This is a genomic window from Pseudomonas sp. 34 E 7, assembly GCF_900005715.1.
Classification (GTDB): domain Bacteria; phylum Pseudomonadota; class Gammaproteobacteria; order Pseudomonadales; family Pseudomonadaceae; genus Aquipseudomonas; species Aquipseudomonas orientalis_A.
The window spans coordinates 16,750-38,987 of the sequence record NZ_CVTX01000158.1 but is presented as its reverse complement, the minus strand read 5'-3'; the positions used below and the strand labels follow the sequence as shown (position 1 = coordinate 38,987).

19 protein-coding genes are annotated in these 22,238 nt (G+C 58.8%); 16 read left to right on the top strand and 3 right to left on the bottom strand.

Going from position 1 to position 22,238, the window contains the following annotated elements:
* Positions 1-183: 183 nt before the first annotated feature.
* Complete coding sequence (gene gltA / locus BFP96_RS20315; protein WP_012723087.1) at positions 184-1,473, bottom strand: citrate synthase; 1,290 nt, start codon at positions 1,471-1,473, stop codon at positions 184-186.
* Positions 1,474-1,838: 365 nt separating this feature from the next.
* Between gltA and sdhC the strand changes: the two genes are divergently transcribed.
* The 11 genes from sdhC (at position 1,839) to BFP96_RS20260 (ending at position 16,028) form a co-directional block, all read left to right on the top strand.
* Entirely contained in the window at positions 1,839-2,213 is a 375-nt protein-coding gene (sdhC, locus tag BFP96_RS20310; protein WP_065884229.1) for a succinate dehydrogenase, cytochrome b556 subunit, read from the top strand.
* Positions 2,207-2,575, top strand: coding sequence for a succinate dehydrogenase, hydrophobic membrane anchor protein (sdhD, locus tag BFP96_RS20305; RefSeq protein WP_065884231.1), 369 nt, complete (start codon positions 2,207-2,209; stop codon positions 2,573-2,575). Before sdhC ends, sdhD begins: the two co-directional genes overlap by 7 nt.
* Positions 2,576-2,578: 3 nt before the next feature.
* Positions 2,579-4,351 (top strand): succinate dehydrogenase flavoprotein subunit, encoded by a 1,773-nt coding sequence (gene sdhA / locus BFP96_RS20300; protein ID WP_065884233.1) that lies wholly within the window; start codon positions 2,579-2,581, stop codon positions 4,349-4,351.
* An 11-nt stretch (positions 4,352-4,362) separates the two neighbouring features.
* Complete coding sequence (locus BFP96_RS20295) at positions 4,363-5,067, top strand: succinate dehydrogenase iron-sulfur subunit (protein WP_003172807.1); 705 nt, start codon at positions 4,363-4,365, stop codon at positions 5,065-5,067.
* A 261-nt stretch (positions 5,068-5,328) separates the two neighbouring features.
* Positions 5,329-8,160: a 2-oxoglutarate dehydrogenase E1 component gene (locus BFP96_RS20290; protein WP_065894785.1), complete on the top strand. Its 2,832-nt coding sequence runs from the start codon at positions 5,329-5,331 to the stop codon at positions 8,158-8,160.
* A gap of 44 nt (positions 8,161-8,204) precedes the next feature.
* Positions 8,205-9,431 carry a 2-oxoglutarate dehydrogenase complex dihydrolipoyllysine-residue succinyltransferase gene (gene odhB, locus BFP96_RS20285; protein ID WP_065894786.1) on the top strand — a complete coding sequence of 409 codons (1,227 nt, stop codon included), beginning with the start codon at positions 8,205-8,207 and terminating at the stop codon, positions 9,429-9,431.
* A 99-nt stretch (positions 9,432-9,530) separates the two neighbouring features.
* Positions 9,531-10,967: a dihydrolipoyl dehydrogenase gene (gene lpdA / locus BFP96_RS20280; protein ID WP_057722679.1), complete on the top strand. Its 1,437-nt coding sequence runs from the start codon at positions 9,531-9,533 to the stop codon at positions 10,965-10,967.
* Positions 10,968-11,171: 204 nt separating this feature from the next.
* Complete coding sequence (gene sucC / locus BFP96_RS20275) at positions 11,172-12,338, top strand: ADP-forming succinate--CoA ligase subunit beta (RefSeq protein WP_003190011.1); 1,167 nt, start codon at positions 11,172-11,174, stop codon at positions 12,336-12,338.
* On the top strand, positions 12,338-13,219 hold the full coding sequence (sucD, locus tag BFP96_RS20270) for a succinate--CoA ligase subunit alpha (protein ID WP_065884237.1): 882 nt from the start codon (positions 12,338-12,340) through the stop codon (positions 13,217-13,219). The genes sucC and sucD overlap by 1 nt, the downstream gene beginning before the upstream one ends.
* Positions 13,220-13,656: 437 nt before the next feature.
* On the top strand, positions 13,657-14,970 hold the full coding sequence (gene brnQ, locus BFP96_RS20265) for a branched-chain amino acid transport system II carrier protein (RefSeq protein ID WP_065884277.1): 1,314 nt from the start codon (positions 13,657-13,659) through the stop codon (positions 14,968-14,970).
* A 317-nt stretch (positions 14,971-15,287) separates the two neighbouring features.
* On the top strand, positions 15,288-16,028 hold the full coding sequence (locus BFP96_RS20260; RefSeq protein ID WP_065896348.1) for a DUF599 domain-containing protein: 741 nt from the start codon (positions 15,288-15,290) through the stop codon (positions 16,026-16,028).
* 83 nt (positions 16,029-16,111) lie between these two features.
* On the opposite strand, the gene BFP96_RS20255 is transcribed toward BFP96_RS20260, so the two are convergent.
* Positions 16,112-16,381, bottom strand: a complete 270-nt coding sequence (locus BFP96_RS20255; RefSeq protein WP_065896347.1) for a hypothetical protein — start codon at positions 16,379-16,381, stop codon at positions 16,112-16,114.
* 156 nt (positions 16,382-16,537) lie between these two features.
* On the opposite strand from BFP96_RS20255, the gene BFP96_RS20250 reads away from it, so the two are divergent.
* From BFP96_RS20250 to BFP96_RS20235, 4 genes are all read left to right on the top strand, one after another.
* The gene (locus BFP96_RS20250; RefSeq protein WP_065936896.1) at positions 16,538-17,014 is read left to right on the top strand and encodes a PaaI family thioesterase; all 477 of its coding nucleotides are present in this window, start codon (positions 16,538-16,540) and stop codon (positions 17,012-17,014) included.
* Complete coding sequence (locus tag BFP96_RS20245) at positions 17,011-17,475, top strand: PaaI family thioesterase (protein ID WP_065936895.1); 465 nt, start codon at positions 17,011-17,013, stop codon at positions 17,473-17,475. Before BFP96_RS20250 ends, BFP96_RS20245 begins: the two co-directional genes overlap by 4 nt.
* A gap of 75 nt (positions 17,476-17,550) precedes the next feature.
* A complete protein-coding gene (gene htpG / locus BFP96_RS20240; protein ID WP_065936923.1) occupies positions 17,551-19,455 on the top strand; it encodes a molecular chaperone HtpG in 1,905 nt (634 codons plus the stop codon).
* Between the two features lie 66 nt (positions 19,456-19,521).
* Positions 19,522-20,250 carry a dienelactone hydrolase family protein gene (locus BFP96_RS20235; RefSeq protein ID WP_065936894.1) on the top strand — a complete coding sequence of 243 codons (729 nt, stop codon included), beginning with the start codon at positions 19,522-19,524 and terminating at the stop codon, positions 20,248-20,250.
* Positions 20,251-20,462: 212 nt separating this feature from the next.
* Here the strand turns inward: BFP96_RS20235 and BFP96_RS20230 are convergent, their stop codons facing one another.
* Complete coding sequence (locus BFP96_RS20230) at positions 20,463-20,879, bottom strand: OsmC family protein (RefSeq protein ID WP_065936893.1); 417 nt, start codon at positions 20,877-20,879, stop codon at positions 20,463-20,465.
* A gap of 169 nt (positions 20,880-21,048) precedes the next feature.
* Between BFP96_RS20230 and BFP96_RS20225 the strand changes: the two genes are divergently transcribed.
* Complete coding sequence (locus BFP96_RS20225; protein WP_065936922.1) at positions 21,049-22,041, top strand: amidohydrolase family protein; 993 nt, start codon at positions 21,049-21,051, stop codon at positions 22,039-22,041.
* Positions 22,042-22,238 lie beyond the last annotated feature (197 nt).

The window sequence follows — 22,238 nt, the reverse complement described above, 5'->3', positions numbered from 1 at the left end:
GTCTGGTCTGGCCTCATCGGGGGCAAGCCCCCTCCCACACTGGATTGCGTTTACACATCTGAACGTGTGAATACAGTCAAATGTGGGAGGGGGCTTGCCCCCGATGAGGCCAGCTCAGACGACACAAATAAAAACGGCCTCCACTAAGGGAGGCCGTTCTCAGTACAGCTTGCAGCTAAATGCTTACTTGCGATCTTCCAGCTTGGTGATATCACGCGACTCGTAGCCGGTGTACAACTGGCGCGGGCGGCCAATCTTGTACGGGCTCGAGAGCATTTCCTTCCAGTGGGAGATCCAGCCCACTGTCCGCGCCAGGGCGAAGATCACGGTGAACATGCTGGTGGGAATGCCGATCGCCTTGAGGATGATCCCCGAGTAGAAGTCGACGTTCGGGTACAGCGAGCGTTCGATGAAGTACGGGTCGGTCAGGGCGATCTCTTCCAGGCGCATGGCCAGTTCGAGTTGCGGATCGTTCTTGATGCCCAGTTCCTTCAACACTTCGTCGCAGGTCTGCTTCATGACGGTGGCGCGCGGGTCGCGGTTCTTGTAGACCCGGTGACCGAAGCCCATCAACTTGAACGGGTCGTTCTTGTCCTTGGCCTTGGCGATGAATTTGTCGATGTTCGAGACATCGCCGATTTCATCGAGCATGGTCAATACGGCTTCGTTCGCACCGCCGTGGGCAGGGCCCCACAGTGCGGCGATACCGGCGGCGATACAGGCGAACGGGTTGGCACCCGAAGAGCCCGCCAGACGTACGGTAGAGGTGGAGGCGTTCTGTTCGTGGTCGGCGTGAAGGATGAAGATCCGATCCATGGCCTTGGCCAGCACCGGGCTGATCGGTTTGATCTCGCACGGCGTGTTGAACATCATGTGCAGGAAGTTTTCCGCGTACGTCAGGTCGTTGCGCGGGTACATCATGGGTTGGCCCATGGAGTACTTGTAAACCATTGCGGCCAGGGTCGGCATCTTGGCAACCAGGCGTATCGCGGAAATTTCGCGATGCTGCGGGTTATTGATGTCCAGGGAGTCGTGATAGAAGGCCGACAGGGCGCCGACCACGCCGCACATGACGGCCATCGGGTGGGCGTCGCGACGGAAGCCGTTGAAGAAGGTCTTCAGCTGCTCGTGAACCATGGTGTGGTTCTTCACGGTGCTGACGAACTGGGCTTTCTGCTCGGCTGTTGGCAATTCGCCATTTAGCAGCAGGTAGCAGGTTTCCAGATAGTCCGACTGTTCGGCGAGTTGCTCGATCGGGTAGCCGCGGTGAAGCAGAATGCCATTATCGCCATCGATATAGGTGATCTTCGACTCGCAAGAGGCGGTCGACATGAAGCCTGGGTCGAAAGTGAAACGGCCCGTGGCCGTCAGGCCCCGTACGTCGATAACATCGGGACCAACGGTGCCGGTTAAAATGGGCAGCTCGACGGGGGCTGCGCCCTCGATGATCAACTGCGCTTTTTTGTCAGCCATGTGGCCTCCTATTTATGCTTCAAATCATCAGACAGACCCCCCACGCAGGGCCCGCACCACTATAGTGAGATAAATTCAGATGTCAATTTGCCTAAAGTCTTGCTCCAGAAGGCTTTAACCGTACTTTTTCGTCGAAATTGCCTGCCATTTACGCCTTTTATCCCGTCAGCGCAATCAGCTATTAGGGTGAGGTGTGCGCGTTGTCATTAGTAACCTAACTGTCTATACTCGGCCACCGACCGCCAAGGGCTTTTGGGCTTGCTTTCATTGGGGGTCGCACTCCCTGGGTGGTGCTTACCTGACCAGTCGCACTCCCCAACAACTTTGCCCTGATTGTTAGGGGCTCTTCAGTGTGAAAAAAAGCCGTGAATAGCCAACGACCTGTAAACCTAGACCTAAGGACCATCAAACTCCCCATCACCGGCGTTACGTCGTTCCTGCACCGTGTTTCCGGCATCATCCTGTTCCTGGGCCTGGGCATCATGCTTTACGCATTGAGCAAATCCCTGGGTTCCGAGGAAGGTTTTGCCGAGGTGAAGGCAACCTTGACCAGCCCGCTGGCCAAGTTCGTAGCATGGGGCCTCCTGTCCGCTCTGCTGTATCACCTGGTAGCCGGCGTGCGCCACTTGATCATGGATGCGGGTATCGGTGAGACGCTGGAAGGCGGCCGCCTGGGCTCGAAAATCATCATCGCCATTTCCGTGGTGCTGATCGTTCTGGCAGGAGTTTGGATATGGTAACCAGCGTAACGAATCTGTCGCGTTCGGGCCTCTATGACTGGATGGCACAGCGTGTGTCTGCGGTCGTTCTCGCGGCTTATTTCATTTTCCTGATCGGATACCTCGTCGCAAACCCGGGCATCGGCTTTGAGCAGTGGCACGGCCTGTTCGCCCACAATGCGATGCGAATCTTCAGCCTGCTGGCCCTTGTCGCCCTGGGCGCTCACGCCTGGGTCGGCATGTGGACCATCGCGACCGACTACCTGACGCCAATGGCGCTGGGCAAGTCCGCGACCGCAGTCCGTTTCCTCTTCCAGGCAGTATGCGGCATTGCGATGTTCGCTTACTTCGTCTGGGGTGTGCAGATTCTTTGGGGTATCTGATTCATGGCTAACATTCCAACTATTTCATTCGACGCCATCATTATTGGTGGCGGCGGTGCCGGCATGCGCGCTGCGCTGCAGCTGGCCCAGGGTGGCCACAAAACCGCCGTGATCACCAAGGTGTTCCCGACGCGTTCGCACACTGTATCGGCCCAGGGTGGCATCACCTGCGCCATCGCTTCCGCCGATCCGAACGATGACTGGCGCTGGCACATGTACGATACCGTCAAGGGTTCCGATTACATCGGTGACCAGGACGCTATCGAATACATGTGTCAGGAAGGCCCGGCTGCGGTGTTCGAGCTGGACCACATGGGTCTGCCGTTCTCCCGTACCGAGCAAGGCCGTATCTACCAGCGTCCATTCGGCGGCCAGTCGAAGGATTACGGTAAAGGCGGGCAGGCTGCCCGTACCTGCGCCGCGTCCGACCGTACCGGTCACGCGCTGCTGCACACCCTTTATCAGGGCAACCTGAAAGCCGGTACCACGTTCCTGAACGAGTACTACGCTGTCGATCTGGTGAAGAACGGCAAGGGCGAGTTCGTCGGCGTGATCGCCATCTGCATCGAAACCGGTGAAACCACCTACATCCGCGCCAAGGCGACTGTCCTGGCGACCGGCGGTGCAGGCCGTATCTACGCGTCCACCACCAATGCCCTGATCAACACCGGTGACGGCGTCGGCATGGCCCTGCGTGCAGGCGTGCCGGTACAGGACATCGAAATGTGGCAGTTCCACCCGACCGGCATCGCCGGCGCCGGTGTACTGGTGACCGAAGGTTGCCGTGGTGAGGGTGGCTACCTGATCAACAAGCACGGCGAGCGTTTCATGGAGCGTTATGCTCCGAACGCGAAAGACCTTGCCGGTCGCGACGTTGTGGCCCGTTCGATGGTTAAAGAGATCATCGCCGGCAACGGCTGTGGCCCGAACGGCGACCACGTACTGCTCAAGCTTGATCACCTGGGCGAAGAAGTGCTGCACAGCCGTCTGCCAGGTATCTGCGAGCTGTCCAAGACCTTTGCTCACGTTGACCCGGTGGTTGCTCCGGTTCCGGTGGTTCCGACCTGCCACTATATGATGGGCGGCGTGCCGACCAACATTCATGGCCAGGCCATCACCCAGAATGCCGAAGGCGTGGACGAGATCATTCACGGCCTGTTCGCGGTAGGCGAAGTGGCTTGCGTATCGGTTCACGGTGCCAACCGCCTGGGCGGCAACTCGCTGCTCGACCTGGTGGTATTCGGCCGCGCTGCCGGCCTGCACCTGGAAAAAGCCCTGACCGACGGCATCGAATACGATGACGCCACCGACGCCAACATCGAAGCCGCCCTGGCGCGCCTGAACGCTCTGAACGAGCGCACTGATGGCGAAGACGTGGCAACCCTGCGTCGCGAGCTGCAAAGCTGCATGCAGAACTACTTCGGTGTGTTCCGTACCGGCGAATACATGCAGAAGGGTATCGCCCAGTTGGCCGACCTGCGCGCACGCATCGCCAACGTCAAGATCAACGACAAGAGCCAGGCGTTCAACACCGCTCGGATCGAAGCCCTTGAGCTGCAGAACCTGCTGGAAGTGGCTGAAGCGACGGCGATCGCCGCCGAGGTTCGCAAGGAATCCCGTGGTGCTCACGCCCGTGAAGACTTTGAAGACCGCGACGACGAGAACTGGTTGTGCCACACCCTGTACTTCCCGGGTGACAAGCGCGTGACCAAGCGTGCCGTGAACTTCTCGCCGAAGACGGTGCCGACGTTTGAACCGAAGATTCGGACTTACTAAGGGTGGCTGCCATGTTGAAAGTCAGTGTTTATCGCTACAACCCTGATCAGGACGCCGCGCCGTTCATGCAGGAATTCCAGGTCGATACCGGCGGTAAAGACCTGATGGTGCTGGATGTATTGGCACTGATCAAAGAGCAGGACGAAGGTTTCTCCTATCGTCGCTCTTGCCGTGAAGGTGTGTGCGGTTCCGACGGCATGAATATCAACGGCAAAAACGGTCTGGCGTGCATCACGCCGCTGTCGGCCGTGGTCAAGGGCAACAAGCTGATCGTTCGTCCACTGCCAGGTTTGCCGGTTATCCGTGACCTGGTTGTCGATATGAGCATCTTCTACAAGCAATACGAGAAAGTTAAGCCGTTCCTGCAGAACGACACGCCGGCTCCGGCCATCGAGCGTCTGCAGTCCCCGGAAGAGCGCGAAAAACTCGACGGCCTGTACGAGTGCATCCTGTGCGCTTGCTGCTCGACGTCGTGCCCGTCCTTCTGGTGGAACCCGGACAAGTTCCTGGGCCCGGCTGCGCTGCTGCAAGCCTACCGCTTCCTGGCAGACAGCCGTGACACCAAGACGTCCGAGCGTCTGGCTTCACTGGATGACCCGTTCAGCGTATTCCGCTGCCGCGGGATCATGAACTGCGTCAACGTATGTCCCAAAGGCCTGAACCCGACTAAGGCCATTGGTCACATCCGTAACATGCTGCTGCAGAGCGGCGTGTAACTGACGTTGCAGTAAAAGCAGGACCGTTGTGCCCGTAAATGCTGCGGCGCAGGCTTCAACCGGCGCCGTAGTTTTAACTTGAGCAGCGACTTACAAAGCCGCGGCTCTTATTTTGAAGAAATGAGACAAGCAGGGGCATTCGGGTTGGTACCCGAACTATCAGCGTGATCCTAGTGGCTTGTTCTGGTCGCTGCACTTGGCCTTTTGCAAGCAAACTCGGTGTTTTCGCCGGTGGTGTCCCCAAATCGAGGGTGACCAAGCATGCAAGAAAGCGTGATGCAGCGCATGTGGAACAGCGGCTATCTTTCAGGTGGTAACGCTGCCTATGTGGAAGAGCTTTATGAGCTCTACCTGCACGACCCTAACGCTGTGCCAGAAGAATGGCGCACCAAATTTCAGACGTTGTCTTCAGACGGCAACGCTGCCACCGATGTATCGCATGCTGCGATTCGCGATCATTTCGTGTTGCTGGCAAAGAACCAGCGCCGCGCCCAACCGGTTTCCGCCGGCAGCGTGAGCAGTGAGCACGAGAAGAAGCAAGTTGAAGTGCTGCGACTGATCCAGGCTTACCGGATGCGCGGCCACCAGGCGGCCCAGCTTGACCCGCTGGGGCTCTGGCAGCGTCCTGCACCTGCTGACCTGTCGATCAATCATTACGGCTTGACCAATGCCGATCTTGATACGACCTTCCGTGCCGGCGACCTGTTCATCGGCAAAGAGGAAGCGAGCCTACGCGAAATTCACGAAGCGTTGCAGCAGACATATTGCCGCACCATCGGCGCCGAGTTTACGCACATCACCGATTCCGAGCAGCGCCATTGGTTCCAGCATCGCCTGGAAGGCGTGCGTGGCCGTCCGGTCCTGTCCGCCGATGTGCGCAGCCATCTGCTTGAGCGCGTGACCGCCGCTGAAGGCCTCGAAAAATACCTGGGTACCAAATACCCGGGCACCAAGCGTTTCGGCCTGGAAGGCGGCGAAAGCCTGATTCCGATGCTCGACGAGCTGATCCAGCGTTCCGGTTCCTATGGCACCAAGGAAGTCGTGATCGGCATGGCCCACCGTGGTCGCCTGAACGTGTTGGTCAACACCTTCGGCAAGAACCCGCGCGAGTTGTTCGACGAGTTCGAAGGCAAGAAGAAGGTCGAGCTGGGTTCCGGTGACGTTAAATATCACCAGGGCTTCTCGTCCAACGTGATGACCACCGGCGGTGAAGTTCACCTGGCCATGGCATTCAACCCATCCCACCTGGAAATCGTTTCCCCGGTGGTCGAGGGGTCGGTGCGTGCGCGCCAGGATCGTCGTAACGACGCTACGGGCGAGAAGGTCCTGCCGATTTCCATCCACGGTGACGCGGCATTCGCCGGTCAAGGCGTGGTCCTGGAAACGTTCCAGATGTCGCAGACTCGCGGCTTCAAGACCGGCGGCACGGTTCATATCGTCATCAACAACCAGGTTGGCTTCACCATCAGCAACCCGCTGGATGCGCGCTCTACCGAGTACGCCACCGACGTTGCCAAGATGATCCAGGCGCCGATCCTGCACGTGAATGGCGATGATCCGGAAGCCGTACTGTTCGTGACCCAGCTGGCCGTCGACTACCGCATGCAATTCAAGCGTGACGTGGTCATCGACCTGGTGTGCTACCGCCGTCGCGGTCACAACGAAGCGGACGAGCCAAGCGGCACCCAGCCGTTGATGTACCAGCAGATCACCAAGCAGCGCACCACCCGTGAGCTGTACGCCGAAAGCCTGACCAAGGCCGGCGTATTGGATGATGCACGCGTCCAGGCGAAGATCGACGAATACCGCAATGCGCTGGATAACGGCCTGCATGTGGTGAAAAGCCTGGTCAAGGAACCGAACAAAGAGCTGTTCGTTGACTGGCGTCCGTACCTGGGCCACACCTGGACTGCGCGCCATGACACCAGCTTCGACTTGAAGACGTTGCAGGAGTTGTCTGCCAAGTTGCTGGAAATCCCTGAAGGGTTTGTGGTTCAGCGCCAGGTTGCGAAGATCTACGAAGACCGTCAGAAAATGCAAGCCGGCGGCCTGCCGATCAACTGGGGTTACGCCGAAACCATGGCGTACGCGACCCTGGCGTTCGAAGGTCACCCGATCCGCATGACCGGCCAGGACATCGGCCGCGGTACGTTCTCGCACCGTCATGCCGTGTTGCACAACCAGAAAGACGCGGGCACCTACATCCCGTTGCAGAACCTGTACGAAGGCCAGCCACGTTTCGACCTGTACGATTCGTTCCTGTCCGAAGAGGCCGTACTGGCGTTCGAATACGGCTATTCCACCACCACGCCTAACGCGCTGGTGATCTGGGAAGCCCAGTTCGGCGACTTCGCCAACGGTGCCCAGGTGGTTATCGACCAGTTCATCACCAGCGGCGAGCACAAGTGGGGCCGTCTGTGCGGTCTGACCATGCTGCTGCCACACGGTTATGAAGGTCAGGGCCCCGAGCACTCCTCGGCCCGTCTGGAGCGTTACCTGCAGCTGTGCGCCGAGCACAACATCCAGGTGTGCGTGCCGACGACCCCGGCGCAGATCTACCACTTGCTGCGTCGCCAGGTCATCCGCCCGCTGCGCAAGCCGCTGGTCGTGCTGACTCCGAAATCGCTGTTGCGTCACAAACTGGCCGTTTCGACCCTGGAAGATCTGGCCGAAGGTTCGTTCCAGACCGTTATTCCGGAAATCGATACGCTGGACGCCGCCAAGGTCACTCGCCTGATCCTGTGCAGCGGCAAGGTCTATTACGATCTGCTGGAAAAACGCCGTGCCGAAGGCCGCGAAGACATCGCCATCGTGCGTATCGAGCAGCTTTACCCGTTCCCGGAAGATGACCTCATGGAGATCATCGCGCCTTACACCAACCTCACGAATGTGGTGTGGTGTCAGGAAGAACCGATGAACCAGGGCGCGTGGTACAGCAGCCAGCATCACTTGCGTCGCAGCATCGGCAACCACAACAAGGCCCTGGGCCTGGAGTATGCCGGTCGTGATGCGTCTGCTGCACCTGCCTGTGGTTATGCGTCGATGCACGCCGAGCAGCAGGAAAAACTGCTGCAAGCTGCTTTCACTGTTTAACGCCTTCGCGCTGACTGAAACCGAATTTTAAGGACCTACAGATAATGGCTATCGAAATCAAAGCCCCGTCATTCCCGGAATCGGTTGCCGATGGCACCGTTGCCACCTGGCACAAGAAACCAGGCGAGGCCGTCAAGCGTGACGACCTGATCGTCGACATCGAGACTGACAAAGTCGTGCTGGAAGTGCTGGCCGAAGCCGACGGCGTGCTGGGCGCAATCGTGGCCGAAGAGGGCGCTACCGTCCTGTCGAACCAGGTATTGGGCTCGATCGAAGAGGGCAGCGCTGCTGCTCCTGCTCCTGCCGCCGCCGCTGCACCGGCTGCCGCTTCCGCACCTGCCGCCGCTCCGGCTGCGGGTGGTGAAGATCCAATCGCTGCACCGGCTGCTCGCCAGCTGGCTGAAGAAAACGGTATCAACCTGGCGTCCATCAAGGGTACCGGCAAAGACGGCCGTGTCACCAAGGAAGACGTGGTGGCTGCGGTTGAAGCGAAGAAAAACGCTCCGGCTGCCGCACCCGCCAAGGCCGCCGCTCCGGCTGCCGCCGCGCCTGTGTTCGCTGCCGGCGACCGCACCGAGAAGCGCGTACCGATGACCCGTGTGCGTGCCACCGTGGCCAAGCGCCTGGTTGAAGCACAATCGAACATGGCGATGCTGACCACGTTCAACGAAGTCGACATGACTGAAGTCATGGCGCTGCGTTCGAAGTACAAGGACCTCTTTGAGAAGTCCCACAACGGCGTGCGTTTGGGCTTCATGTCGTTCTTCGTGAAGGCGGCCACCGAAGCGCTGAAACGCTTCCCGGCAGTCAACGCTTCCATCGATGGCGCCGACATCGTCTACCATGGCTATGCAGACATCGGCGTTGCCGTGTCCAGCGACCGTGGCCTGGTGGTTCCGGTTCTGCGTAACGCCGAGCTGATGAGCCTGGCCGAAATCGAAGGCGGCATCGCCGGCTTCGGCAAGAAAGCCCGTGACGGCAAGCTGACCATCGACGAGATGACCGGCGGTACGTTCACCATCACCAACGGTGGTACCTTCGGTTCGATGATGTCGACGCCGATCGTCAACCCACCGCAAGCCGCGATCCTGGGCATGCACAACATCATCCAGCGTCCAATGGCCATCAACGGCCAGGTCGTGATCCGCCCAATGATGTACCTGGCGCTGTCTTACGATCACCGCCTGATCGATGGTAAAGAAGCCGTGACGTTCCTGGTGACCATCAAGAACCTGCTGGAAGACCCGGCTCGCCTGCTGCTGGATATCTGATTGAAGCAGCCCCAGGTTGCGAGCTACAAGCTGTAGGAAAAAGCAGCTTGGCTTGCAGCTTGGGGCTAGAAGCTTGTCGCAAATAGAGGATCTATTTTCATGACACAGAAATTTGACGTTGTAGTGATTGGTGCAGGCCCTGGCGGCTATGTTGCCGCCATCAAGGCTGCACAACTGGGCCTCTCGACTGCTTGCATCGAAAAATACACCGACAAGGAAGGCAAACTGGCGCTGGGCGGTACCTGCCTGAACGTTGGTTGCATTCCTTCCAAGGCGCTGCTGGACAGCTCCTGGAAATTCCACGAAGCCCAGGATGGTTTCGCGATCCACGGTATCAACCATGCCGGCGTGACCATGGACGTGCCCGCGATGGTCGGCCGTAAAGCCAACATCGTCAAAGGCCTGACTTCCGGCGTTGCCACCTTGTTCAAGGCCAATGGCGTGACTTCCCTGCAAGGCCACGGCAAGCTGCTGGCCGGCAAGAAAGTTGAAATCACCAAGCCGGACGGCTCGGTTGAAGTCATCGAAGCCGAAAACGTGATCCTGGCACCCGGTTCGCGTCCAATCGACATTCCACCGGCTCCAGTCGATCAGAACGTGATCGTCGATTCGACCGGCGCCCTGGAATTCCAGGCCGTGCCTAAGCGCCTGGGTGTGATCGGCGCCGGCGTCATCGGCCTGGAGCTGGGTTCGGTATGGTCCCGCCTGGGTTCGCAAGTGACCGTGCTCGAAGCCCTGGACACCTTCCTGCTGGCCGCCGACACCGCCGTGTCCAAGGAAGCCTACAAGACCCTGACCAAACAGGGTCTGGACATCAAGCTGGGCGCGCGCGTTACCGGTTCCAAAGTCAACGGCGAAGAAGTTGTCGTGACCTACACCGACAAGGAAGGCGAGCAGACCATCACCTTCGACAAGCTGATCGTAGCCGTCGGTCGTCGCCCCGTGACCACCGACCTGCTGGCTTCCGATAGCGGCGTGAGCATCGATGAGCGTGGTTTCATCCACGTTGACGATCATTGCGCAACCACCGTACCGGGCGTTTACGCGATCGGCGACGTGGTTCGTGGCATGATGCTGGCCCACAAGGCTTCCGAAGAAGGCATCATGGTGGTCGAGCGCATCAAGGGTCACAAGACCCAGATGAACTACGACCTGATTCCATCGGTTATCTACACCCACCCGGAAATCGCATGGGTCGGCAAGAACGAACAGCAGTTGAAAGCTGAAGGCGTTGAAGTTAACGTCGGCACCTTCCCGTTCGCCGCTTCTGGCCGTGCCATGGCAGCCAACGACACCGGTGGTTTTGTCAAAGTCATCGCTGATGCCAAGACTGACCGCGTATTGGGCGTCCACGTGATTGGTCCAAGCGCTGCAGAACTGGTTCAGCAAGGCGCTATCGGTATGGAATTCGGCACCAGTGCCGAGGACCTGGGCATGATGGTCTTCTCCCATCCAACCCTGTCCGAAGCGTTGCACGAAGCAGCGTTGGCAGTGAATGGCGGCGCCATCCACATTGCCAACCGCAAGAAGCGCTAAGCGAGATAATAAGAAACCACGGCGGAGTTGCCCGTCGTGAGCCTTGCGCGCAAGACTCACCGCGGAATATCCGCTGGACGCAGCCTTGTGCAGCTTTACGGGCCATAAGCCCCGCAGGTTGCGCAAGCAGCAGTCACAGGTGGTGCGGCACTCATAATGAGCGCAGCGCCGAATGCGCAGTACCTAACGAAGACGGTAAAAAGCATGAATCTTCACGAGTATCAGGGTAAGCAGCTGTTCGCTGAATACGGCCTGCCAGTTTCCAAGGGCTACGCAGTAGACACCCCGGAAGCAGCAGCAGAAGCTTGCGACAAAATCGGCGGCAGCGAGTGGGTTGTCAAAGCCCAGGTCCACGCCGGTGGTCGCGGTAAAGCGGGCGGCGTTAAGCTGGTTCGCAGCAAAGAAGACGCCAAGGCCTTCGCACAGCAGTGGCTGGGCAAGCGTCTGGTGACTTACCAGACTGATGCCAATGGCCAGCCAGTCACCAAGATCCTGGTTGAATCGTGCACTGATATCGCTAAAGAGCTGTACCTGGGCGCTGTCGTTGACCGTTCGAGCCGTCGCATCGTGTTCATGGCGTCCACCGAAGGTGGCGTGGACATCGAGAAAATCGCTCACGAAACCCCAGAAAAAATTCTGAAGGCCACTATCGATCCACTGGTTGGCGCTCAGCCATTCCAGGGTCGCGAGCTGGCTTTCCAGCTGGGTCTGGAAGGCAAGCAAGTTGCCCAGTTCGCCAAGATCTTCGTCGGTCTGGCCAAACTGTTCCAGGATCACGATCTGGCCCTGCTGGAAGTGAACCCGCTGGTGATCAAGGCTGACGGCGATCTGCACTGCCTCGACGCCAAGATCAACATCGACGCCAACGCCATGTACCGTCAGCCAAAGCTGAAGACTTTCCACGATCCGTCGCAAGACGATCCGCGCGAAGCGCACGCTGCCAAGTTCGAACTGAACTACGTAGCGCTGGAAGGTAACATCGGCTGCATGGTCAACGGTGCCGGTCTGGCCATGGGTACCATGGACATCGTCAACCTGCATGGCGGCAAGCCAGCCAACTTCCTCGACGTAGGCGGTGGCGCTACCAAGGAACGCGTAACCGAAGCGTTCAAGATCATCCTGTCCGACTCCAACGTCGCAGCAGTACTGGTCAACATCTTCGGCGGCATCGTTCGTTGCGACATGATTGCCGAAGGCATCATCGGTGCAGTGAAAGAAGTCGGCGTTAAAATCCCGGTTGTTGTTCGCCTTGAAGGTAACAACGCTGAACTGGGCGCTAAAGTACTGGCAGAAAGCGGTTTGAACATCATCGCGGCTACCAGCCTGACCGACGCTGCTCAACAAGTTGTCAAAGCTGCGGAGGGCAAGTAATGAGCGTCCTGATCAATAAAGACACCAAAGTTATCTGCCAGGGTATTACCGGTTCGCAAGGTAGTTTCCACACCCAGCAAGCCATCGAGTACGGCACCCAGATGGTTGGCGGCGTAACGCCGGGCAAAGGCGGCACCGAGCACCTGGGCCTGCCAGTGTTCAACACCGTGAAAGAAGCAGTAGAAGCCACTGGCGCCACCGCCAGCGTGATCTACGTTCCAGCTCCTTTCTGCAAGGACTCGATCCTGGAAGCGGCCTTCGGCGGCATCAAGCTGATCGTGTGCATCACCGAAGGCATTCCTACCCTGGACATGCTGGACGCCAAGGTTAAGTGCGACGAACTGGGTATTACCCTGATCGGCCCTAACTGCCCAGGCGTGATCACCCCAGGCGAATGCAAGATCGGCATCATGCCGGGTCACATTCACTTGCCAGGTAAAGTCGGTATCGTTTCCCGTTCCGGCACCCTGACCTACGAAGCTGTGAAGCAGACCACTGACGCCGGTTTCGGTCAGTCGACTTGCGTCGGCATCGGCGGTGACCCGATTCCGGGCTCCAACTTCATCGACATCCTGAAGTTGTTCCAGGAAGACCCGAAGACCGAGGCGATCGTGATGATCGGTGAGATCGGCGGTTCGGCTGAAGAAGAAGCTGCTGCCTACATCAAGGCACACGTGACCAAGCCGGTTGTTTCCTACATCGCTGGTGTGACTGCCCCTGCGGGCAAGCGCATGGGCCATGCTGGCGCAATCATCTCCGGCGGCAAAGGCACCGCAGACGAGAAATTCGCTGCGCTGCAAGACGCAGGTGTGAAAACCGTGCGTTCGCTGGCAGACATCGGCAAGGCCTTGGCCGAGCTGACCGGTTGGGCCGTCAAGTAAGCCTCGCGCTTAGCTGACGCTTCACCCCACAAAGGCCACCTTCGGGTGGCCTTTGTGCATTCTGGGCTCAGCAACGTATCTGAGGTTGGTAGAGATCCAAATGTGGGAGGGGGCTTGCCCCCGATTGCGGGGTGTCGGTCATGATGACGTGGCTGAACCACCGCTATCGGGGGCAAGCCCCCTCCCACATTTTTTTGTGTGTATGGCTAGATTAAGTATGGAAACGCGACATTTGAATGTCGCTTATCGGACAGTACGCCCCGCAACAGTGCGTTTGTCGGTCTAATTCTGTACTCTAGCCGCCTCTTTATGCGCCCGTATCCCAAAAGGAAGCTGCGCGCCAGACCGGTCGGCCCCCATAAGGGCCGGCGGTATTTCCCTCATCCACAGGGAATCCCCCTCTAAATTCCGATTCAGTAGTGTGGTATTTCCTCAAAATGAAAGTGTTGAAAAGCCAGGATATCCTGGCGTTGGGCTTTATGACCTTTGCCCTGTTCGTGGGCGCCGGCAACATCATCTTCCCGCCTATCGTTGGTTTGCAGTCCGGGCCTCACGTGTGGATGGCGGCCCTGGGGTTCCTGATTACGGCTGTCGGCCTGCCGGTCGTCACCGTGATCGCGTTGGCCAAGGTCGGCGGCGGTATGGATGCGTTGAGCAGCCCGATCGGCAAGATCGCCGGTGGCCTGCTGGCGGCTGCGGCGTACCTGGCGGTAGGGCCGCTGTTCGCCACGCCGCGCACGGCCACCGTCTCGTTCGAAGTGGGCCTGGCGCCGCTGACCGGGGAAAGCCCGCTGGCGCTGTTCCTCTACAGTTCGGTGTACTTCCTGGTGGTGTTCTTTGTCTCCCTGTATCCGGGTCGACTGTTGGATACCGTCGGCCGTTTTCTCGCGCCGCTGAAGATCATCGCGTTGGCCATCCTCGGCGTTGCCGCGTTTGCCTTGCCGGCCGGTGAGGTCGGTGTCGCCACGCCGGAATACGTCGCTGCGCCGTTCTCCCAGGGCTTTATCAATGGCTACCTGACCATGGATACCCTCGGCGCGCTGGTATTTGGCATCGTCATCGTCAACGCGATTCGCTCCCGTGGCGTTGAGTCGCCCAAGCTGATCACGCGTTACGCGATCATTGCCGGGCTGATTGCCGGCGTGGGCCTGGCGCTGGTGTATGTCAGCCTGTTCCGTCTGGGTTCGGGCAGCCATGAAGTCGCCGCCGGGGCGGCCAACGGTGCCGCTGTATTGCACGCCTATGTGCAACATACCTTCGGTTCCCTGGGTAGCGGCTTCCTCGCTGTGCTGATCTCCCTGGCGTGCCTGGTGACCGCTGTGGGCCTGACCTGTGCCTGTGCCGAGTACTTCAGCAAAGTCCTGCCGCTGTCCTACAAGACCCTGGTGGTGATCCTCGCGCTGTTCTCGTTGTTCGTGTCCAACCTGGGCCTGACCAAGCTGATCGCGTTCTCCATTCCGGTGCTCACTGCGATCTACCCGCCGTGCATCGTGTTGGTGGCTTTGAGCTTCTGTAAAGACTTCTGGCAGGAGCAGGGCCGTATCGTGGGTCCAGTGATGCTGGTGTCCTTTATCTTTGGCTGCATTGATGCACTCAAGGGCGCAGGCCTGGCTGACTGGATGCCGGCGCAGCTGGCTAATTTGCCACTTAGCGAGCAAGGCCTGGCGTGGCTGGTGCCGTCGGTGATGGTGCTGGTTGTGGCGGTGGTGGTTGATCGCATGTTGGGCAAGCGCAGCGAAGCCATCGCGTAATAGCGGTTCAACGCATTACCGAAATGCCCCGTATCAATCGATACGGGGCATTTTTTATGCTTGAGAGGCTACGACCTTCTAAAGTTGAAATACTTAAAAATGTGGGAGGGGGCTGGCCCTAATGCCAGTCAGGTAGGAGCGAGCTTGCTCGCGAAAAACTCACAGCCACCGCGTTCATTCAGAAAGCACGCTTTATCGTTGACGTTTTTCGCGAGCAAGCTCGCTCCTACAGACGGCGAGCAGCAAGCTATCGGGGGCAAGCCCCCTCCCACATTTTGAAAGCATTCAGTTATCCAACACCGTGTAAAAGGACCCACATGTCGTTTGTCCAAACCAATCAAGCCCATCTGCTCGCCGCCCTATGGTTCATTCTGTGCTGGGGCGGCTATACCCGTTACGCCACCTGGAAGGCCCGGGACACGGCCTGCCTGGCCAGCGTATTGCACCTGTATCGCGAAGACTGGATGCGCCGCATGCTGCTGCGCGATAACCGCATCGCCGATGCCAGTGTGATCGGTAACCTGGAGCGTAACGCCTCGTTCTTCGCCTCCAGCACGTTGATTATCCTCGCCGGCATCCTGACCGTGCTGGGTGCCTCGGAGCGAGCGGTGTCATTGCTGGCGGATATCCCCTTGGTACAGCAGGCCTCCCAGGGCATGTCGGAAATCAAGTTGCTGTGCCTGGCGCTGGTGTTTGTCTACGCGTTCTTCACCTTCAGCTGGTGCATGCGCCAATACAACTTCGCCGCCGTGCTGGTGGGCTCGGCACCGATGATTGGTGAGCGCCATGTGTCGGAGCAGGAGCGCAACGCCTTTGCCTTGCGCGCGGCGCGGGTGATTTCGATGGCGGCCAACCAGTTCAACTTCGGCTTGCGGGCGTATTATTTCGGCATGACCATGCTGGCCTGGTTCGTCAGCCCCTGGTTGTTCATGTTGATGAGCAGCGGGGTGGTGCTGGTGCTTTACCGCCGTGAGTTTCACTCCGACGTTTTGCAGGTGATGGTGTATACGCCGACGAATATGCACGCCCCGGACCCGGCAAAAGAGAGCGTGACTTAAAAGCCTGCATAAACAGCAGACAAAGAAAAGCCCGCTCTATAAGCGGGCTATCTTTTACAGCACTACAGCTTTACGCCATGCAATTACTGCTTGGCAGGGTCTGCAGTTGTAGTAGCAGGTGCGGCAGGTGCAGCTTCTTTAGCGGCGGCAGCATTCGATTCAGCCTGAGCTTTGGCAGCTTCAGCGTTTTCTTTTGCAGCGTCGTTCACTTTATCCTGTGCTTTCGCCATGTCTTGCTGAGCTTGCTCAGAATGTGCGGCGGCGTCTTGGGCTTTGTCTTCGGATTTCTTGTCGCAGGCAGCCAGGCCGAGGGCAGCGGCCAGCATCATGGAAATAGCTAATGTGTTGCGCATGGGTGTTTCTCCTTATTGAAGATATCTACTGGCCTTTCGAACTCAAGGGGCCAGCATTAGTTCCTTTTGTTCCACAGATATATAAAGCTTTTTCGCCAGGAACTTTCCAAATTATTACCTATCCTGCTCCCCCACACTAATAAGAATTTAAAAACCATGACCCAGACCCCCTTGTTAGACCGAGCCACCCGCTTTGTTTCGGCGCTTCGCCACTGCCATGTACTGGGGATAGCCGTCCACGCAGCCACGGGGGAGGGCATGACGCTGGTGTTGCCCTATGGCGCGCACATAGTGGGTGATCCCCGCAGCGGCATCATCCACGGTGGTGCGCTGACGTCATTGATGGACACCGCCTGCGGCCTGGCCACGCTGTGCGTACTGCCCGAGTTCGAGGTCTGCCCGACCCTGGATTTGCGCATCGACCACATGCATCCTGCCGAGCCGCATAAGCCGGTGTATGGCTTTGCCCAATGCTACCGGGTAACCACCGATGTGATCTTCACCCGCGGCTTTGCCTATCAGGACGACCCGCAGCAGCCCATTGCCCATGTGGTGGGCACATTCATGCGCATGGGCAAGCATCTCAAGGGCAGCCAGGGAATGGGCGGCGCGATCAAGGGAGAGCAGGCATGAACCATCGATTCAAGACGCATCTGGAGCAAGCACTTGAGCGCGGCGATTACGCGGCACTGCTCGATCTGGTTCCCTACGCAAAGCTGATTGGCGTCGAATGCACACGCTCGGAGGACGAACTGTTGTTTCGCCTGCCGGCCAACAAAGACAATATTGGTAACCCTATATTACCGGCGCTGCACGGCGGGGTAATCGCCGGCTTCATGGAGCTGTCGGCGGCCTTGCACTTGCTGGTATTCACCGGCGCCCCTGGCCTGCCGAAAATCATCGATTTTTCCCTGGATTACCTGCGCGCCGGCCAGTTTCGCGACACCTACGCCACCTGCCAGGTGTGCCGCCAGGGCAGGCGTGTCGCCAATGTGGCGGTCACCGCCTGGCAAACGGCCCCCACTGAACCGATTGCCACCGCTCGCGCCCATTTCAAGATCGAGGAATTGCCGCTCTTGAAATCCCGGTCTTAGCCCCCAACTTTGATGACAACCCGCCGCCAACCCTTTCGGGCGCGGCCACTGCCATCCAATTGGAGTTTGATGACCATGAGTGTGGAAACTCAAAAGGAAACCCTGGGCTTCCAGACCGAGGTGAAGCAACTGCTGCACCTCATGATCCATTCGCTGTATTCCAACAAGGAAATTTTCCTTCGCGAATTGATCTCGAACGCCTCTGACGCTGTCGACAAATTACGTTTCGAAGCCCTGTCCAAGCCTGAGTTGCTGGAAGGTGGCGCCGAACTGAAAATCCGTGTGAGCTACGACAAAGACGCCAAGACCGTCACCCTCGAAGACAACGGTATCGGCATGAGCCGTGAGGACGCGATCACCCACCTGGGCACCATCGCCAAATCCGGCACCGCAGATTTCATGAAGAACCTGTCGGGCGACCAGAAAAAAGATTCGCACCTGATCGGCCAATTCGGCGTGGGTTTCTATTCGGCTTTCATCGTCGCCGACAAGGTTGAAGTGTTCAGCCGTCGTGCCGGCCTCGACGCCAGCGAAGGCGTGCACTGGGCGTCCAAAGGTGAGGGCGAGTTTGAAATCGCCACCCTCGACAAGCCTGACCGTGGCACCCGTATCGTGCTGCACCTCAAGGATGGCGAAGACGAATTCGCCGATGGCTGGCGCCTGCGCAACATCATCAAGAAGTACTCCGACCACATCGCCTTGCCGATCGAGCTGCCCAAAGAACAGGCGGCCGGCGAAGGTGAGGAGAAGCCGGCCGAGGAATGGGAAACCGTCAACCGCGCCAGTGCCCTGTGGACCCGTCCGCGTACCGAGATCAAGGACGAGGAATACCAGGAGTTCTACAAGCACATCGGTCACGACTACGAAAACCCGCTGAGCTGGAGCCACAACAAGGTCGAAGGCAAGCTGGAATACAGCTCGCTGCTCTACGTGCCGGCGCGTGTGCCGTTTGACCTGTACCAGCGCGAAGCGCCGAAGGGCCTGAAGCTTTACGTACAGCGTGTGTTCGTGATGGACCAGGCAGAATCGTTCCTGCCGCTGTACCTGCGCTTTATCAAGGGTGTGGTCGACTCCAACGACCTGTCGCTGAATGTGTCGCGGGAGATCCTGCAGAAAGACCCGATCATCGATTCCATGAAGTCGGCGCTGACCAAGCGCGTACTCGACATGCTGGAAAAACTGGCGAAGAACGAGCCTGAGAAATACCAGGGCTTCTGGAAAAACTTCGGCCAGGTCATGAAAGAAGGCCCGGCGGAAGATTTTGCCAACAAGGAAAAAATTGCCGGCCTGCTGCGTTTTGCTTCCACTCAAGGTGAAGACGGCGAACAGGTTGTGTCGCTGGCCGACTACCTGGCACGCGCCAAGGAAGGTCAGGACAAGATCTACTACCTCACCGGCGAAACCTACGCTCAGGTCAAGAACAGCCCGCACCTGGAAGTCTTCCGCAAGAAAGGCATCGAGGTCCTGCTGCTGACCGACCGTATCGATGAGTGGCTGATGAGCTACCTCACCGAGTTCGACGGCAAATCCTTTGTGGACGTGGCGCGCGGCGACCTGGACCTGGGTAACCTGGACTCCGAGGAAGACAAGAAAGCCGCCGAGGAAGTCGCCAAGTCCAAGGAAGGCCTGGTTGAGCGGATCAAGGCATCCCTGGGTGAGGCGGTCAGCGAAGTGCGGGTTTCCCATCGCCTGACCGACTCTCCGGCGATCCTGGCCATTGGCGAACAGGACCTGGGCATGCAGATGCGTCAGATCCTTGAAGCCAGCGGCCAGAAGGTGCCGGACTCCAAGCCGATCTTCGAATTCAACCCGGCTCACCCCCTGATCGAGAAACTCGACGGTGAGCAGAGCGAGGAGCGTTTTGGCGACCTGTCGCATATCCTCTTTGACCAGGCGGCCCTGGCCGCTGGCGACAGCCTCAAGGACCCGGCCGCTTATGTGCGCCGACTGAACAAGCTGTTGGTTGAACTGTCGGTTTAACACCGTTGTAGAAAAAACCCGCTTCGGCGGGTTTTTTCGTTCAATCCCTCCCAACTGGAGAAAATGATGAGCCAAGTCACAGTACGTTCCGTGGTCTATCAGATTGATGGCCAGTCTTATGAAAGCCGCCTGGCGTTCGATGCCAGCCACCAGGGCCCACTGCCGGGGCTGCTGATGGCGCCGAACTGGATGGGCGTGAGCGCGGGCGCCGAAGAAATCGCCAAGAGCGTTGCCGGCAAAGGCTACGTGGTGCTGATTGCCGACTTGTATGGGCAAACGGTACGGCCGACCAATGGCGATGAAGCTGGCGCGGCGATGATGCCGTTGAAAAATGATCGTGCGTTGTTGAACAAGCGTATGCACGCGGCCTTTGAACAACTGCAAGGCCAGACCGAGGCAGCGGTGGATACGTCGAAACTGGCGACCTTCGGTTTCTGTTTCGGTGGCTGCTGCTCCCTGGAACTGGCCCGTACCGGCGCGCCGGTGAAAGCGGCTATCTCGTTCCACGGCACCCTCGACACGCCGAACCCCGCGGATGCGAAGAACATCAAGGGTTCAGTGCTGGTGCTGCATGGCGCGTCCGACCCACTGGTACCGAAAGAACAACTGCCGGCGTTCGAAGATGAAATGAACGCAGCGGGCGTGGATTGGCAGCTGCTCAGCTACGGTGGCGCGGTGCATTCCTTCACGGACCCCCATGCCAATGTGCCGGGCAAGATGATGTACGACGCCAGGACCGCTGCGCGGGCGTTCCAGTCGATGCACAACTTGCTGGATGAAGTGTTCAAGGGCTGATTCTTCAGCGCCTGTCCGGGCCTCATCGGGGGCAAGCCGAATCGTCGCACCGCCCCTCCCACACTTGAATTGTGAATACATCCAAAATGTGGGAGGGGGCTTGCCCCCGATGGCTATTTCACAGGCAACTCAATTCTTTCTGACTCCCGCTGCACAGTGAGCCAATCCCCAGCCGCCCATCATTGCCGCGCCTGCGCGACCGGAAGTTCGCGTTACTGGCTGAAGGCGCCTTCCGAAAGTGTTGTCTCAATGCTGACTTCGGCCGTGGTCATCAGTTTGTGCACCGGGCACTTGTCGGCGACGCGGTGCAGCTCATCACGCTGAGCGTCGGTGAGCACGCCCTTGAGGGTCAACTTGACGTTGAGCGTGAATTTACCTTTTTGCTCTTCGGCGGCGTCGTGGGTAACTTCTACCGTTACGCCGGTGAGCGGAATGTCTTTCTTCTGTGCGTAGAGCCTGACGGTCAAGGCTTTGCACGACGCCAGCGCGGCATCGAAATAGTCGTGAGGAGAGGGGGCGGAGTCGTCACCGCCCAGGCTCTTGGGCAGGTCGGTAAACAGCTCGTGGTTGTTGATGGCGACGCTGTGACGGAAATTTTCGGCGTTCAGCGTATTGACGGTAACAGGCATGGCGAACCTCACAAGGTTTGGATGACGGTCATGCAGTAATAGAGCATGCCGGCACCTGGGGGTTCCAGGTTTTTGTCCTTGCTGAACCCTGATGCGCGGGGCAGGGTCTACCCGTATCAGTTCCTATCGAGGTATCACCGTGCTCTGGACCCGTGTGAGTTTTGCCCTGATGCTCGCCGCCAGCAGTCTTGCCGTGCAGGCCCGCGACTATGCCTACAGCGACGCCCACCTGCATTACGTAGACTTTTTCCAGGAAACTGCGGGCATGGACAAGCTGCTCAAGGCCATGACGGAAAATCGCATCGAGCATGTGATGATTTCCGGCATTCCCGTGGCCAAGAAATGGCACGAGGACGAACCCAAGCGCCCGCGCTATTACGCGGGCGACGATGCCGATGCCTACTGGTACAGCGCCACCGATGTGATCGTCGCCGCTGCGGTCAATAAGCTCGCCCCGGAACAGCGCCAGCACTTTCATCCGTTCCTGGCCGGTTTCAATCCCAACGACAAAAACTCTGCCGCCCACATCCAGCGCATGCTCGACCTCAACCCAGGGCTGTGGCAGGGCATTGGCGAAGTGTTTACCCGCCACGACGATCTCACCGCGCTGACCTCGGGTGATACGCCGCGCGCCAACAACGAGGCCATGGCGCGCATCTATCACTTGGCGGCGGAGAACGACCTGCCGGTGATGCTGCACTCCAACATCACCTCCAAGCGCGAGCGCAACCCGTTGTACCTGGCCGAAGTCGAGCAGCCGTTGCGCAACCACCCGCACACACGCTTCATCTGGGCCCACGCCGGTACCAGCAAGGAGATTCACCGTCATCAGGTGCAAATGGATTTCCTGCTGCCAACCCTGAGCCGCCTGCTCGAGGCTTACCCCAACCTGTATATCGACCTGTCCTGGAGCGTGCTCACGCCCTACCTGCTGGATGACGCGGGCAAGCCCAGGCCGGAGTGGGTCAAACTGGTGGAGCGCTTCCCTGATCGCTTCATGCTGGGCTCTGACGTGGTAGGGCGTTTCAACAAGCTGGGTAAGGAAATGCGCGGTTTTGACCCTTTCCTCGACGCATTACCTGAAGACGTTGCCCACAAGGTCGCGCGGGATAACTTTCTGGCCATCCTGCCCAAGTCGACCCGCAATGAGGGCGCGCATTGAGGTCGGGTTTTAGTGTTGTGTAATTGAGGTGATCCTATCGCGCATAGGTATCTTCACAACAGTGTAGCGCCCAACGCAAACCACGATGCGAAGCGAGTCGCCGTTGATCTGCTTTTGATCTTGATCTCAGGCGCCCCGTTAAACCACGCTGGCCGAACGCAGGCTTGAATCCGTGGGTAACCCGGCAGGACGCCGGG

What these genes read in the sequence shown, in the direction of transcription:
- BFP96_RS20225 (WP_065936922.1), top strand. Translation starts at nt 21,049, where the DNA reads ATGCTCGCCGCCAGCAGTCTTGCCGTGCAGGCCCGCGACTATGCCTAC.
- BFP96_RS20230 (WP_065936893.1), bottom strand. Translation starts at nt 20,879, where the DNA reads ATGCCTGTTACCGTCAATACGCTGAACGCCGAAAATTTCCGTCACAGC.
- htpG (WP_065936923.1), top strand. Translation starts at nt 17,551, where the DNA reads ATGAGTGTGGAAACTCAAAAGGAAACCCTGGGCTTCCAGACCGAGGTG.
- sucC (WP_003190011.1), top strand. Translation starts at nt 11,172, where the DNA reads ATGAATCTTCACGAGTATCAGGGTAAGCAGCTGTTCGCTGAATACGGC.
- BFP96_RS20255 (WP_065896347.1), bottom strand. Translation starts at nt 16,381, where the DNA reads ATGCGCAACACATTAGCTATTTCCATGATGCTGGCCGCTGCCCTCGGC.
- brnQ (WP_065884277.1), top strand. Translation starts at nt 13,657, where the DNA reads ATGAAAGTGTTGAAAAGCCAGGATATCCTGGCGTTGGGCTTTATGACC.
- BFP96_RS20295 (WP_003172807.1), top strand. Translation starts at nt 4,363, where the DNA reads ATGTTGAAAGTCAGTGTTTATCGCTACAACCCTGATCAGGACGCCGCG.
- BFP96_RS20260 (WP_065896348.1), top strand. Translation starts at nt 15,288, where the DNA reads ATGTCGTTTGTCCAAACCAATCAAGCCCATCTGCTCGCCGCCCTATGG.
- odhB (WP_065894786.1), top strand. Translation starts at nt 8,205, where the DNA reads ATGGCTATCGAAATCAAAGCCCCGTCATTCCCGGAATCGGTTGCCGAT.
- sdhD (WP_065884231.1), top strand. Translation starts at nt 2,207, where the DNA reads ATGGTAACCAGCGTAACGAATCTGTCGCGTTCGGGCCTCTATGACTGG.
- sdhA (WP_065884233.1), top strand. Translation starts at nt 2,579, where the DNA reads ATGGCTAACATTCCAACTATTTCATTCGACGCCATCATTATTGGTGGC.
- gltA (WP_012723087.1), bottom strand. Translation starts at nt 1,473, where the DNA reads ATGGCTGACAAAAAAGCGCAGTTGATCATCGAGGGCGCAGCCCCCGTC.
- BFP96_RS20250 (WP_065936896.1), top strand. Translation starts at nt 16,538, where the DNA reads ATGACCCAGACCCCCTTGTTAGACCGAGCCACCCGCTTTGTTTCGGCG.
- sucD (WP_065884237.1), top strand. Translation starts at nt 12,338, where the DNA reads ATGAGCGTCCTGATCAATAAAGACACCAAAGTTATCTGCCAGGGTATT.
- BFP96_RS20245 (WP_065936895.1), top strand. Translation starts at nt 17,011, where the DNA reads ATGAACCATCGATTCAAGACGCATCTGGAGCAAGCACTTGAGCGCGGC.
- BFP96_RS20290 (WP_065894785.1), top strand. Translation starts at nt 5,329, where the DNA reads ATGCAAGAAAGCGTGATGCAGCGCATGTGGAACAGCGGCTATCTTTCA.
- BFP96_RS20235 (WP_065936894.1), top strand. Translation starts at nt 19,522, where the DNA reads ATGAGCCAAGTCACAGTACGTTCCGTGGTCTATCAGATTGATGGCCAG.
- lpdA (WP_057722679.1), top strand. Translation starts at nt 9,531, where the DNA reads ATGACACAGAAATTTGACGTTGTAGTGATTGGTGCAGGCCCTGGCGGC.